Here is a 14,525-nt window from a genome sequence, read left to right on the forward strand (position 1 = left end):
CCAACCTGTCAGGGGGGCGGCCTGCCCGAACCGCCATAGTAGTTTGGGCAGATTCAAAGCGTCAACAAATCGGCGCAAAAAAAGCCGTACAAAACGATTGTGACGACTGAAGCGACTAAGTGTTGGCCGACAAATGCCTTGAACCTGGGTCGTGGAGCAGCCCTTTTGGTCAGTCCGGGATCACCACACGGAAGGGCTCGGGGGGCGTAATGGCCCCTTCTTTCAGCCGCTCAGCGCTCGTGAATTCGATCGAGTACGTGCGTGCCAGCTTGTCGAGCAACTGGGCACGAGGCACCCCTTCGAAGCGGAAGCGGTGACGCACCGACCGGTTCGAGTCGAAATACTGGTGCTGCACGGCCACAGGGGGGGGATTCATGGTGACCTTGACTGGGTCGCGCCCCGTCCCCGACTGCTTGACCGTGACCACCACCTCCGAAACCTCGTCGACTGGATCGCCCACCGCTCCGACTTTGACGTCGAAAGTCACCTCGGGCAGCCCGGGGATCGAGCGTTTGTCGAGCGACAGCCCCGGCTGGTTGGCAACATCGGCCACGTAGACTTCGTGGTCGGGCAGGGTGCGCGTGTACTTGCACCAGAGGGTGACCTCGGCCTCGGCCGCCTCGGACGGCCAGCGGGGGACTTCGAAGCCAAGTACCGGGACGGGGCGCTGCGGTTCGAAGTACGCGTCGAAGAACGTGTAGGTCGGCGCGGGCTGCGTCGACGACTTGAACACGGGCGTAATCTCGGCCCACACTTCGGCCGGCCTTGGACTGAACTTCGTTTCGTCCTGGTTCTGTACCGAAATGAGGAAACGCCGCTCCTCGCCTACTCGAGCAGGCGGCTGATGCGAGCCCAAGAAGATCTCGCGAGGACCTGCCTGGTCGGGGTTCAGCAGGTTCTCGACGGTTTGTCGAATCTCGTGCCGGTAGCGCTTGTGCTCGAGCTTGCCCACGTCGGTGAGCGTCAACTCGATGGCCTCGCCCCCCTCGAGCTCTACGCCGGTCTCGCTCGTACTCTTGTTCACGCGGACCGTGTAGGGAGTTTTCTTGCGCGGCGGGGGATCGATGGGGAGGGGCTTGCCGAAGTCGCCGGGGCCGATTTCCTTGCCGCTGCCGGGAACGACCACGTAGTTGCTCAAGCCGAGCGACTGTTCGAGGCTGTTGAGCAGTTCTTGCGGATTGCTGGCGCGGTGAAACTCACCCCCCGTTTCGCGGGCGATGCCGCGCAGCACGGGCGCCTCTTCGACATGGAAACCGACGATATCGAGCTTCACCTCCTGCCCGGGATGCTGCTGGCGATATTCCTTGAAACGAGCGCTGAGCGTCGCCGCGTCCATACGATCGGCCGGCGGCAGGTCCCGATCTTGATTCTGCTGATCGTTGCCGTCGGTCAAGACGACGATGCGGCGTTCGGCCGCGGCGCCCCCACCCAGGAAATCTTGTTCGAGCGCCTGCGCGATCGAATAGTACAGGGGCGTGATGCCCCACGGTTTGAAGGAGGCATTGAAGAAGAGCTTGCGGATTTCATTCAGCTCGGTCTGCGTGAAATTGCCGATCGGCAGCAGGCGGTCGACGTCGTTGCCGGGACGAATGCGTGCCAGTTTCTGCCGATACAAATCGTGGTTCACATCCTGTGGATGAAGTTCCAGGATGGCCGGATTGCGGCGCACCTGCGGGGGCCGGGTATCGTTGGGATCTTGGGGCACCCACCCGACTCGGTGACCGTAGATTCGCAGCCCCACGCGATAGAGCCCCGTGCCGGCCAGGCGATCGAGCACGCCTCCCTTCTCGTCAACGCCCAGGAGAACCTTACGGGCGATATCGAAACGTTGACCATCGGCCGTGGGCTCCGACATGCTCCCCGAGCAATCGAAGACGAACATCAATTCGCCCGTCTTGAAGCGCGACCGATTGACGAGCACCGTGGGGGGCACGTACGGGGGTGGTCGAAACTCGACCAGCAGGGGATCGGACAACAGCGGCTCTTCGCTGAGATGTCCGCGCAGGTAGGCGACGGCCCGCACTCGAGCGCCGCGCAACGAATTCTTGCCAGGCTCGGGCTGGCGAATGGAGTAGTTGAGTTCGTAGCTGCCATCGGAAGTTGCCGGATTGGCCGCCGTGGGGACCGCCGGTCGGTAATCGGTCGAGTCAAATCCGTTGGCTTCGGGACGAATGAGTTGAAGTCGGGACGTCTCGACCCCCTCACGTTCCAGATAGACCGCCATCTCGCCCGCCGGAAGCCCGGGTTGCGGCACGACGAGCAACTGGTGCTCGATATCGCCATCGCCTGGGGCGAGCTCCTCGGCCTGCGGAAACCGCGCGATCTCGCCCGCCGCCACGCGCCGCTCTTCGAGCAGGGCGAGCTCGCCCAAATTCGGCGCATCGCTCCCGCAGAAGACTTTCATCGCCTGCGCGGCGGCGGCGAGATACTTCGTCGATGCGCGCAGGAAGTAGTCTTCTTCTGGCGCGGGGGAGCCGTAGAAGTCATCCATGGCGCGGCGCGCCTGCCAGCGGAACAGGAAGCAACGATCGAACGCCTGCAACGGCAGGTGTGGATCCTTGCGTTGCGCGTCGAGGGCCGGCCCCAAGGCCGCCACCGTGCGCAGCATGTGGTCGGCCTGGCCGAACCCGGCACGGGCCGTCGAGTTCTTTTGCAACTCGGCATTCTGGCGGAATTTCGCTATGCCATCGGCCTGCGCCGCCGCGGCGAAGTTGCTCACTCCCTGCAACCCCAGGCCCAACCGCTGACGCAGCAAGGCCCCTTGCCGGGCCAGGTCGGACAGCCGATCCGAACCTGCCGTCTCCCAGACGGCGTCTTTATCCGCCGGCAGGGCAGCACGCAACACGGCGATCGCCGGATGGCTTACGTCATCCCATTTCTTGAGGCGCGTGAGCTGGAGATCTTCGCGCTTCGTTCCCTCGGGCCGCGGCGCCGTGGCGGACTTGTCCTTCTCTTTCCAGGCATGGTTGCGTGTCTCGGAGATCAGCTTGTAGTTGGCGCGCAGGCTGGCCCGATCTTGGGCATCGACGAGCGGCACCGATAACACCGCGGCAATGCGCCGCAGCTTGTCGGTATCGTTCTTGCCGCTGTCGCCGGCGAGCACCTTGAGCTCCTGGCACTCGCTGTTGAAGGCGTCTTGCAGCTTGTTGAAGTGCGCGCGAATCGTGGCGATCTCGTCGCTGAGCAACTGCGTGCGCCGGTCGAGTGCCGTCACATCGGCCAGATCTTCGTCCGGCCGCTCGAGCCCCTCGAGGGAAAAGGATCGATAGCGTTCGAGGAGCGGAAAGAAATCGCTCTTGAGCAGATCGTCGAGCTTCTGGGTATAGGTTTCCAGCTTCGCCTCTTCGAGGGCGGCGGGCATACGGCGGCTAAGCCAGGCGGCGAGATAGGGGCCTTTGGCAGCGATGTCGTCGCGCAACTTGTAGGCCGCCGTCATCACGTTGCCGAGCTTCTGTGCGCGCTTGTACAAATCGTCGGCGCGGAGTACGTCGTTTTGCGGCCCCTTGTCTTGCCCCTTGGCGCCGATGAAGAGCTTGTCCTCGGCCAGCCGCCGCTTGTCGTCGGCCGCGGAGACCGCCGGCGCGATCCACGGCGACACGCGAAGATCGGCCGGCGCCGCCACCTGCTCGGCCAGATCACGCAAACGCACGACATTGGTGACCAGGTCCGGCGTACTCCAGTCGTCTGCTGGAAGGTAACTCGACAATAGCCTCAGAAACTGGACTTCAGCGAAGTCGTGGGCGGCGGGCGAGTCTTGTTCGAGCTGGTCGAGGGTCGCGAGGAGGGCGTTTCGCTCGACGCCCGACTGCTGCTTCTTCCAAGCATTGCGCGCGGGGGCGAGCCCCGCGGACGGTCCGCCCAATAACTCGGCCAGCGGAATCGTGGAGGCGGGATACTCCACTTCGGCCGGCCGCAATTGGGCGATCAGCCGCTTCAATTCGGCGAGGTTGCTATTACGAGCATTGCCGTAGTCGCCATCCTGCCCCGCCTCGGCCAGTTGATCTCCCCAGATCAAGCGACGTTCGAAGAGTTCCCAGCCGATCGGGTCGCGGCTCACCGCACTGGCTTCTTCAAGATCGCGGTGCTCCTGCCAGAGGTCGGCCAATTCATCGCTCGCCGCGTCGGGTAGCGTCGTGGCTTCGGCCGTTGGAGCCGCTGACGTGCTTGCTCCGAACCAGTTCGCGAGCCAGGCGAGTAGTCCCCGACTGGGCGTCTGGGCGACGATCCATTGCCGTGCCTCGGCCGGATTGCCGGCCAACAGCAGGGGCGTTTGACGGTCGACGCGGTTTTCGCTCGCCCAGGCATCGCTCTGGGTGCGGACGAAATCCTCCAGTTCGGCCAGCGTGATGTCGCTATCGGCCGAGCCACCCGGTCCGAAGCCATCGGCCTGACCGTGCAACCCCAGACTGACGAAATGGCCGAAGTTCGAACGGGCCATCTCGGGCGAAGCCCAGGCCACTTGTCCCGGCGCCGCCGCAGTCAGCACGACCAGGTTAGGCACCTGCGCCGCTTGGAAAGCATCTTCGAGCGCCGCACCGAAACCGTTGTAAAGCTGTCCCAGCGACCAGTCCGACTCGAGACGATGCGCGTCGAGGATGAGCAGCTTCTTGCGACGGGCGAATTCCTCTTTCTTCAAGAGGGCAAACAGATCGGCCACCGGCAGCCACTCTTTATTGCTGCCGCCGCTCGGTGGTAGCAGGCAGGCACGCGGTTGGTTGCGCTCGTCGAGATCGACGACGCCGTGCATGCTCAGGTAAATCACCAGCGTCTGCTGCCGGGCCAGTCCCACCGTCTTGCCGAGCAACTTGCTCAGGCGATTGATGCCATCGGGCACATTCCGCCAGCTTTGATTCCAGTCCGTCTCTTCGATGCCGGTTCCATCGACGACGACCAGCGATTCGTCGTGCAGATCCTTGAACTGTTCGACGTCTTCCCGCGCGAACGAGTTCGGCGGGATCGGAAAGTCGTACTTCGTGACGGCGATCGGTACAAAGGGAGACTTGCGCGCCGGATAGAACAGGTAGTAGGCGAAGGCCAGCGTCAGCCCCAGGAACAGGCCGCACAGTAAAAGAACCTTGAGGCGATGCCGCAGATTGCGGCGTTGCACCTCGATGTCCTGTTCTTTGGTCCAGTCGCGCTGCCAGCGATGGCGTGCAATCGTCTGACTGCTCGCCGTATTGCCGCGCCAGCTCTTACGTTCTGGGGGGGACGCATCGCCGGGCGAACCTCGGTCATTCGCTCGCGGGTCACGTGGCGGCATATAGACTCCCCATTCGCGGAGTTCGGCTCAGGGGGGTAAAAGAAGTTGCCCTACGACGCGGGGTAGGCAAACCACCCATCCGGCACCATCTAATCAGATGCGTCCGGAACGATCAAGCAACGTGGCCTGATCCGCCACCCGCGTCCACACGTCGACGTAGGAGTGGCTTAAGCGGGTTCGAGCACCTGCAATTGCGTGCTGGTGACCATCGCTTTCACGCGGCCCCGATAGGCCAGCATGTGCGGCGCCATGAGATGCGCCTCCAAGGCGGCCAGATCGCGCCATTTCTCGACGACGATCACCGCGTTCTCGCGCACCGGCCCCTGGGCGGGCAGCAACGTGGGAATATCGATCGCGGCGCCATATTCCACGCAGCCCTCTTCGGCCTGCACCAGCGGCACCAGCGCCGCAAATTCCTGGAGGAACGCCGAACGGCTTCCCGGCGTCAGTTCGATGGTCGCGATCACGTGAATCATGGGGGAGCGTCCTGGGCGCGAAGGTGTCATCCCTGACCGGAGCACTCGCGTCCGGCAGCACCAGTGTATCGCGGGCGATTAATTCCACCACCAGCGATTGGCCGCGGCGGGGGCTTCTTGCGCCGTGCGAACGGCGTCGAGCGAGTCGTTCGTTTCGCTGCGCTCGGTGATCGCCCAGGGATTGATGTCGACTCCGCCCGAGACGCTGATCACGTAGTTGCGCCCCTTCTTCACGAAGCTGGCGACACTGTCCACCTGGCGCGGCGCGGGATACTTGGCCGCGGCGAGATCCGAGGGATCGAGCAGCAGCGGCATGCTATAGCCGGCCTTGGTCGTCAGGTCCTCGCGCGCGACGAGGGCCGCCACGACGGCCAGATCCATCACGTTCCGCAACTCGGCGAAGATCGGCTCGGCCAGGGCGAGCTCGTCGTACTTCTCGGTCATCGTGTCGGCCCAGCGCTGGGCCACGGGACTTGCATGGCCCGTGGTCTGACGCACGCCCTGCTCGTTGAAGAACGCATCTTCCGTCATGGCCTTGACCGAAGCGCCGCGCAGCTCCCAGGCCAACCCGTCGGCGTCGCGCAGCATCGGCTCGTAGTTGGGGGCCATCCACCAGCGTGGCATCATGTTGCCCCCCGGCTTGGCCATCTGCAGAAAGCTCGGCATCCCGGGCACCGGCGAGGGATCGAAGCCCATGCCCAAACGTTTCATTCGGTAGTCGGCAGCCACCAGCACGCGGGCGAAGTGACTGTCGGCCGGCACGCCCCCGACGGAAATCTGTTGCGGGCCGAGTTGCTCTTCGAGCGCCGCCATCGTGACCTGGGGGTTTGCGCCGATCTCGCGCAGCCCCTTCACGAACGTTTGCAATCGTGCCATGCCGTCGGCGGTCGGGTCGATCGAGCAGGTAATGGCCGACGGCGACTGGCGATTCACCGAGCGCAGGGCGACCACGAGATCGTCGAGTTGCATCACGGGCAAACCCGACGTGGCGCCAACGACCGCCCCATGCGGCTCGACGCGCCAGCCTTCGGCCGGACCGGCGAGCACGATGTCTTGCTGTTCGGGATAGACGAACACGTAGCGAATGCGCTGCAAGCCGGCGAGGTACTGCATCTCTTGCGGCAGGGGCTTACCCGTCTTCAGGTGCTCGGCCAGCGCCGCTTCCAGCCGACGCAACGACACCTTACGCAGCTCCGCCGGTTCGTTCAGATCGCCGGGGATTTGCTCGAGGGTCGACTTGCGCAGTTGCTGCAACTTGCCGAGGGCGTCGGTCTCGGCATTGCCGACGACGCCATTGGCATCGACGAAGACACCACCCACGGGCTGCGTTACGAACCCGACGCCGGTCGTCTGCGCCAGGGTCGAGGCCTCGAAACAAGCGCCTGTGAGAAGGGCCGCAAGCGAAGTGGCGGCGAGCCAGAATTTACGGCGCGCACGAGGTGCCGGCGCGAATGCCATGGGTTCGGTCCCTGTTCGATTAGATGGGCGCGCGGTCGTGGGCGCTCTGTTCCGGATAAAACGACCAACTTCAAGGGTAATCACGTCCCCCGGGAGACGCAAGAAAACAGCGTTCCCCAATCGAACCCCCTGTCGCTCGCTAGTCGCCGGCGCCAGCGAGGGATGCGGCCACCGCGGCCACATCCCGTGGGCCGGTATACTTGGGGAGGCGATAAGGCTAAGGTGGATAGTTGGTGGCGTACTTCCGATTTTGATCCACGTTCGGCCGGCCGTAGGAACGTTCGTTCCCGGAACCGGCTCGGCCGGCGAAGCAGAGCCCCGTGGCGCCAGGGCTTACTACTTGTAAGCACGGCGGCCGCATGTCCTGATGCATGTCTATGCTCGCCTATTTGGTGATTCGCGAAGGCACGAAATGGACCGACGTCTACCGGTTGCTCCCCGGTCAGACGGCGACGATCGGCCGCGCGCCGACGAACCAGATCGTCCTCAAGGACGAGCGTTGCAGTCGCCATCACGCCGAAGTGTTTCTCTCCGAGGGGCGCTGGACCCTCCGCGATCTCGACAGCCGCAACGGCACGGCCATCGGCGAGCTGGCCGTGCGCGGCGACCACCCCCTCTCGCCGGGCGAGGTCATTCGGATCGGCAAGTCGCAACTGGCGTTCGTCCACGATCTGTCGAAGGCCTTTGCCGATTCGAGCACCGTGCTCGACTCTCCGCTGAAGGCCTCGCACGTGCTGCCCGCCGCGAAGGCCACGACCCCGCTGCGCCGCACCGTCGACGATGCCAGCGTGTTGTCGCCGCACGAACCGACGACGATCACGCATCGCCGCGGCGAGACACGTTTTCTCGCCGCCGAGGCGCCGTCGTCCGACGATAGCGGCATCTCGCGCGCCGGCCAGGCCGCGGCGCGACTCTGCCGTCTCGGCTTCGAGCTGGCCAAATCCCCCGACGTCGCGTCGATCGCCAATCTGGCGCTCGACGGTTTATTCGAAGCCACCCAAGTCGACACGGGCGCCTTGCTGCTCTTTCCACGCTCGGACGTCGAGGGGCCGACCGGCGAATCGCTCGAGGTCATCTCGGCGCGCACGACGACGAACGAGCCCTACTACCGCGTGTCGAACTTTCTGGCCGACACCGTGCTGCGCGAGGGAGAAGCGGTACTGGCCCGCAACGTGATGGGAGACAGCACGCTCACCCGTCGCGACAGCAAGGGAGAGATCCACGCCACGAGCGTGATCTGTGCCCCGGTGCGCCGCGGCGAGAAGCTATTCGGCCTGCTGCATCTCTACTCGTCCGACGCCGCGCGCGTGCTCGATCCCGAGGATCTCGAATTCACGCTGGCCGTGGCCGAGAGCGTGGCCGTGGCGCTGCACAACCTGGGACGCCGCCAGGAACTGGCCGAGAACCTGAGCGTCGTGCGGGACGAAAACGCGCAGCTTCGCGAACGCCTGGGGGTCGAGAGCGAGATCGTCGGCCACAGCGAAGCCATCATGCGCGTGAACGAGGAGATCGCCCGCGCGGCGCCCAGCCGCGCTACGGTCCTCATCCGAGGCGAAAGTGGCTGCGGCAAGGAGCTCGTTGCCCGGGCCATGCACTACGCCAGTCCGCGGCGCAAGGGGGTCTTCGTTTGCTTGAACTGCGCCGCGCTGACCGAAAGCCTGCTCGAAAGCGAGCTGTTCGGGCACGAACGGGGCGCGTTCACCGGCGCCACCGAGCGCAAGATCGGCAAGTTCGAGGCGGCCCATCGCGGCACGCTCATGCTCGACGAGATCGGCGAGATGAGTCCCACGATCCAGGCCAAGTTCCTGCGCGTGCTCGAGGGGCATCCCTTCGAGCGCGTCGGCGGCAGCGAGCAGGTGAAGGTCGACGTGCGCGTCATCGCCGCCACGAATCGCGATCTCGAGAAGGATGTCGCGCGGGGAACCTTCCGCCGCGACCTCTATTTCCGGCTGGCCGTGCTCGAGATCATCGTGCCGGCCCTGCGCAAGCGGCCCGACGATATCCCCGATCTCGCGCACCACTTCCTGCACAAGTACACCTCGGAGACGGGGCGGCGCATTCGGGGCTTCACTCAAGCGGCGATGGACCTGTTGATCCGCTACCGCTGGCCGGGCAATGTCCGCGAGTTGAAGAACGTCATCGAGCGGGCGGTCGTGCTGGCGCGCAGCGACGTGATCGATCAAGAAGATCTGCTCCTCTCGAAACTCCCCACGGCGGGCGATACCGTCGACAACCCGCCGCAGGTCGAGTCGACCGCCTATGTGCCCCTCTCGCTTGAAGAGGTCGAGCGGCGGCATATCCTGGCCACGCTGCGCTCGACCGGCTGGAACAAGAGCCAGACGGCCACGATCCTGGGCATCGAACGTTCGACGCTCGATCGCAAGATCCGCCGCTACGAGCTCGCCCGCTCGGGCAGCATGCCCGGTGGCCGGCTGCGCGCCGACGAATGGTCGCAGCCCTCGACTGATACGATCTAAAAGCCTTTCTCCTGCGTACCGCGCGCATCCCGGTTCATGCTCGCGTCTCCTGGCGGGCGTCGTTACACTCATCGTCGTGACGTGAAGCAGCATCGACGTGAGGGGACGAGCCATGCGCAAGAAATATCGCGCCGCGGTCATCGGGCGCACCGGTCGCGGTGATTTTGGGCACGGGATCGACGTCGTCTGGAAGGACGTGCCCGAGGTGGAGCTCGTGGCCGTAGCCGACGACGACAAGGCCGGGCTGCGCAAGGCGGCCGAGCGACTCGGCGTTGAGCAGACGTTCACCGACTACCGCGAGATGCTCGACAAGGTGAAGCCCGACGTCGTGTCGATCTGCCAGCGGTGGGTCGACAAGCATCGCGAGATGGTGGTCGAGACGGCCCAGCGCGGGATTCACATCTACCTCGAGAAGCCGCTTTGCCCGACCTTGTCCGACGCCGACGAGATGGTGGCCGCCTGCGAACGCTCGCACGTCAAACTGGCGCTGGCGCATCAGACGCGCTACAGTCCCAAGATCCCGGTGATCAAAGAGTTGCTCGAGTCGGGCAAGCTGGGGCGGATCGTCGAATTGCGCGGGCGCGGGAAAGAAGATGCCCAGCGCGGTGGTGGTGAAGATACCTGGGTGCTTGGCTCGCACATCATGGATTTGATCCGCACGTTCGGTGGCGAACCCGAGTGGTGTTTGGCCTCGGTAACGCAAGAGGGGCGGGCAATCCAAGCGAGCGATGTCATCGAGGGCAACGAAGGGCTCGGCCCCTTGGCCGGCGATGCCGTCCGCGCCATGTACGGCCTGCCCGGCGGTGTCACCGCTCATTTCAGCAGCTATCGCGGGGCAGGGGGGAACCCCTCGCGGTTCGGGCTCGAAATCTGTGGCACCGCGGGAGTGATTCGCCTGGCGACCGGCTACTTGCCCCAGGCGCGCTGGCTCGAGGATGCCAGTTGGGCCAGCGCCGCGGAGGGTACTCCCTGGAAAGACATCACCTCGGCCGGCGTCGACGTCGACGAGCCGCTGCGCGACGGGGGCGCCCAGGCCGGCAATCTGCTCGCCGTCAAAGATCTGCTGGCCGCCATCGAGGAAGAGCGCCAGCCGCTCAATAGCGTGTATGACGGGCGCGCCGACGTCGAGATGATCGTCGCCACGTTCGAAGCACAACGCCGTGGCGGGCTGGTGAGATTTCCGCTCGAGAACCGCGTGAATCCCCTGACGCGACTCACGGGCTAGGCCATCGATCAATAGGGGATTCACTGGGCCACGGGGCGGTTGACACACTGCGCCCCGCCGGTCACTCTGGTCGAATTCCCACCTGCCGCGAGGGCACGCCGCGGCCCACTTGCCAAACCAGACACTCTCCGGGGCTCGGAGCATCACCATGACCGTTCGGAACATTTCTCTGCTCGCACTACTGATTGGCGCGAGCCTGATTGCCTTGGTCTCCTCGGCGCGGGGGGTCGACGTGGGCTTCGCCTCGGGCGATATCACACCCGACGTCCAAGGCAAGAAACCGGTCTGGATTGCCGGCTACGGTCAGAATCGCCGCGCCACGGGGGTACACGATCCGCTCTTTACCCGGGCGATCGTCCTGCGCGACGGCCAGGACAAGATCGCGCTGGTGGCGAACGACGTGGTGGGCTTGCAGTATCCAACGGTCAAGCAGATCCGCGAGAGCTTGAAAGACTTCACCTACGTGCTGGTCGCCAGCACGCACAATCACGAAGGTCCCGACACGATCGGCATGTGGGGGCCTTCGCCCATCGCGAGCGGCGTGGACAAGGATTGGATCGATACGATGGTCGCCCAGACGGTCGAGACGGTGCGGGCCGCCGAAGCCGCCGCCGTGCCCGCCAAGGCCAGCTATGGCACCGCCCAGGACGACACGCTGCTCCGCGATTCGCGCATTCCCAAGGTATACGACGGCGTCTTGCGCGCCCTGCGTTTCAATGCCGTCGACGACGGTCGACTGCTGGGACTGCTCGTGCAGTGGAATTGCCATCCCGAGTGCATGGGCAGCCAGAACACGCAGATCACGGCCGACTTTCCCTGGGCGACGATCAAGACGCTCGAGGAAAAATACAACGACTGCCCGATCGTCTATTTCAGTGGCGCCGTGGGTGGTCTGATGGCCCCGCCGCGCGAAGGACGCATCAAGGACGCCGACGGAAAGACGCTGGGCGAAGGAGACTTCGAGTTCTGCCGTCTGTATGGCGAAGAGGTCGGCCAGCTAGCCGCCCAGGCGATCGAATCGTCGACGCCGCTCGAGCTGGCGCCGTTCACCTTCGCGGCCAAGCCGATCAGCGTGCCGATGCAGAATCCCGTCTACCAGATGGGGCGCATGCTGGGCATCCTCAAGCGTGACGGCTTCGTCTGGACCGGCAACTCCGACGAGATCGGTCCGGTGATGAAGCGGGGCAAGTCGAAGGAATTGCCCGCCGCGGAAACCGAAGTCTCCTACGTGCGCTTGGGCGACCTGCACATCGCGGGGATCCCCGGCGAGGTCTATCCCGAATCGGTGTACGGCCAGTACCAGGAACCGGTCGAGCCGAACGCCGACTTCGCCGACGCGCCGCTCGAACCGTCGATCGAAAGCCTGATGCCGGGCGACAAGTGGCTGCTGATCGGCCTGGCCAACGACGAGTTGGGCTACATCGTGCCGAAGCGTCAGTGGGACAACGAAGCCCCGTTTGCCTACGGCCGCAGCGAGCGGCAATATGGCGAAGAGAATAGCATCGGCCCCGAGACCGCGCCGCTGTTGATCCGTGCCCTCGAAATGCGAGTGAAAGAGGCCAACGCCAAATGACGACGGAACATCTTGCAGGAAGCACCCGTTCGTTCCGCACGGTCCCCCAGCTTTGCTGGATCCTCGGCATCGCTGTTGTGCTCGCGATGAATCTCGATTCGCGCGCCGACGAGCCGGTCGATCCGCATCGGCCCGCGGCCATCGCGACGACCGGCGTGCCGGTGGTGCCCGAGGCGCTCTTCGACCGGCTGAACCAGTATCAGAACGTGCGCGCGGCGGGATTCTCTGGTTGGGCCCCGACCAAGGATGGCCTGCTGATTCAGACGCGGTTCGGCAATTCGATTCAATTGCACCGCGTCTATGAACCGGCGGGGCGCCGCGAGCAGATCACGTTCTTCGACGAGCCCGTCGGCGGCACGTTCATTCCCGAGGCGCGCGACGGCGCGATCGTGCTCTCGATGTCGTCCGGCGGGGACGAGAATAATCAGCTCTATCTGCTCGATCGCACGAACGGCCGCGCAACGCTCTTGACCGACGGCAAGTCGCGGAACCTGCGGGGGCCGATTCTGGACGATGGCCGGCAGATGATCGTTGCCAGCAACCGGCGCAACGGCCGCGATACGGATCTCTACACGGCCGATCCGCGACGGCCCGACTCGATGAAGATGCTCTTCGAGGTCGATGGCCAGTTCTGGAGCGCGACCGATTGGAGCCGCGACGGATCGCTCGTCGGCATGCTGCGTTTCGTCTCGGGAACCGAATCGTATCCCGGCTACCTGCGCGTGGGGGACAAGAAGCTGACGATGTTCGATATCCCCGGCGGCGATACGGCCAGCTCGGGGGGCGTCGTCTTCACGCCCGACGCGGGCTCCGCCTATCTCACGTCCGATGCGCGCGGCGAATTCCACGAGCTCGCGCGAGTAAAGCTCGACACGCAGAAGCTCGACTGGCTCACCGGCGACATTCCCTGGAACGTGACCGATGTCGAGGTTGATCCGCAAACAGGGCAGGTGGCGTTCGTCGTGAACGATGACGGGGCGAGCCGCCTCTATCTGCTCGAGGGCAACAAGTACGCGCCGGTCGAGTTGCCACTGGGCATCATCGCCGGACTCGAGTTCTCGCCCGACTCGACGCGTCTCGGTTTCACGTTGGCGCGGCCCGAGGCGCCGGCCGACGTCTATTCGCTCTCGCTTGGCGACAAGCAACTGACGCGCTGGACCTATAGCGAGATCGGCGGGCTGAACCCACAGGGTTTTGTCGTGCCGACGCGGATTCGCTATCCGTCGTTCGACGGTCGCGAGATTCCGGCCTACTACTTCCGACCGCCGACGGCCTCGAAAGAAAAGCGTGCCCCGGTCTTGATCAATATTCACGGTGGACCCGAGTCGCAGTATCGCCCCATCTTCTCCGGCATGACGCAGTATCACGTGGGCGAGATGGGCATCGCCGTCATCGCGCCCAACGTGCGCGGGTCGGACGGTTACGGCAAGACCTACCTCAAGCTCGATAACGCGGAGCTGCGAGAAGACAGCGTCAAGGACATCGGCGCCTTGCTGGATTGGATCGCCCAACAGCCGGAGCTCGATCCCGAGCGCGTGGCGGTCGCCGGCGGATCGTACGGCGGCTACATGGTGCTGGCGTCGCTGGTGAACTTTCCCGAGCGCATTCGCGCGGGGATCGATCGCGTGGGCATCGCCAACTTCATCACGTTCCTCGAACGAACGAGTGCCTATCGCCAGGACCTGCGTCGCGCGGAATACGGCGACGAGCGCGATCCGAAGATGCGGGCCTTCTTCGAGAAGATCAGCCCAGCCAACCGCGTCGACCAGATTCAATCGGCCCTGCTCGTGGCGCACGGCATCAACGACCCGCGTGTCCCGTTTGCCGAGGCGCAGCAGATCGCCGAAAAAGTCCGCGCGGCCGGCCGCCCCGTGTGGACCGTGTATGCCGACAATGAAGGTCACGGCTTCGCCAAGAAAGACAACGCCGACTACCTGAACGCGGTCGAGGTGCTGTTCTTGGAAGAAAACCTGGTGAAGTAGGCGCGGTGAAGCCTGGTCGATTGCGGTTCGGAATTGAAGTGGGGAACCACCGGGTGGTTGAGCCTCGAGCATCA

7 protein-coding genes are annotated in these 14,525 nt (G+C 64.6%); 4 read left to right on the forward strand and 3 right to left on the reverse strand.

Translation table 11 applies throughout. The features are described from left to right. Window positions 1-169 precede the first annotated feature (169 nt). From KF708_07350 to KF708_07360, 3 genes are all read right to left on the reverse strand, one after another. Window positions 170-5,260 carry a hypothetical protein gene (locus KF708_07350; GenBank protein MBX3412486.1) on the reverse strand — a complete coding sequence of 1,697 codons (5,091 nt, stop codon included), beginning with the start codon at window positions 5,258-5,260 and terminating at the stop codon, window positions 170-172. A 167-nt stretch (window positions 5,261-5,427) separates the two neighbouring features. Next, window positions 5,428-5,736 carry an antibiotic biosynthesis monooxygenase gene (locus KF708_07355; GenBank protein ID MBX3412487.1) on the reverse strand — a complete coding sequence of 103 codons (309 nt, stop codon included), beginning with the start codon at window positions 5,734-5,736 and terminating at the stop codon, window positions 5,428-5,430. 78 nt (window positions 5,737-5,814) lie between these two features. After that, on the reverse strand, window positions 5,815-7,194 hold the full coding sequence (locus tag KF708_07360; GenBank protein ID MBX3412488.1) for a DUF1598 domain-containing protein: 1,380 nt from the start codon (window positions 7,192-7,194) through the stop codon (window positions 5,815-5,817). Window positions 7,195-7,571: 377 nt separating this feature from the next. On the opposite strand from KF708_07360, the gene KF708_07365 reads away from it, so the two are divergent. The 4 genes from KF708_07365 (at window position 7,572) to KF708_07380 (ending at window position 14,451) form a co-directional block, all read left to right on the forward strand. Next, window positions 7,572-9,671, forward strand: a complete 2,100-nt coding sequence (locus KF708_07365) for a sigma 54-interacting transcriptional regulator (GenBank protein ID MBX3412489.1) — start codon at window positions 7,572-7,574, stop codon at window positions 9,669-9,671. Window positions 9,672-9,783: 112 nt separating this feature from the next. Beyond that, the gene (locus KF708_07370) at window positions 9,784-10,896 is read left to right on the forward strand and encodes a Gfo/Idh/MocA family oxidoreductase (protein ID MBX3412490.1); all 1,113 of its coding nucleotides are present in this window, start codon (window positions 9,784-9,786) and stop codon (window positions 10,894-10,896) included. A gap of 148 nt (window positions 10,897-11,044) precedes the next feature. After that, on the forward strand, window positions 11,045-12,469 hold the full coding sequence (locus KF708_07375) for a neutral/alkaline non-lysosomal ceramidase N-terminal domain-containing protein (protein ID MBX3412491.1): 1,425 nt from the start codon (window positions 11,045-11,047) through the stop codon (window positions 12,467-12,469). After that, window positions 12,466-14,451 (forward strand): S9 family peptidase, encoded by a 1,986-nt coding sequence (locus KF708_07380; protein ID MBX3412492.1) that lies wholly within the window; start codon window positions 12,466-12,468, stop codon window positions 14,449-14,451. Before KF708_07375 ends, KF708_07380 begins: the two co-directional genes overlap by 4 nt. Window positions 14,452-14,525: the final 74 nt, after the last annotated feature.

This window comes from Pirellulales bacterium (assembly GCA_019636335.1).
Taxonomy (GTDB): domain Bacteria; phylum Planctomycetota; class Planctomycetia; order Pirellulales; family JAEUIK01; genus JAHBXR01.

Excerpts from the sequence above, each read along its gene's own strand:
- KF708_07365 (MBX3412489.1), top strand. The coding sequence starts at position 7,572 with ATGCTCGCCTATTTGGTGATTCGCGAAGGCACGAAATGGACCGACGTC.
- KF708_07350 (MBX3412486.1), bottom strand. The coding sequence starts at position 5,260 with ATGCCGCCACGTGACCCGCGAGCGAATGACCGAGGTTCGCCCGGCGAT.
- KF708_07355 (MBX3412487.1), bottom strand. The coding sequence starts at position 5,736 with ATGATTCACGTGATCGCGACCATCGAACTGACGCCGGGAAGCCGTTCG.
- KF708_07360 (MBX3412488.1), bottom strand. The coding sequence starts at position 7,194 with ATGGCATTCGCGCCGGCACCTCGTGCGCGCCGTAAATTCTGGCTCGCC.
- KF708_07375 (MBX3412491.1), top strand. The coding sequence starts at position 11,045 with ATGACCGTTCGGAACATTTCTCTGCTCGCACTACTGATTGGCGCGAGC.
- KF708_07380 (MBX3412492.1), top strand. The coding sequence starts at position 12,466 with ATGACGACGGAACATCTTGCAGGAAGCACCCGTTCGTTCCGCACGGTC.
- KF708_07370 (MBX3412490.1), top strand. The coding sequence starts at position 9,784 with ATGCGCAAGAAATATCGCGCCGCGGTCATCGGGCGCACCGGTCGCGGT.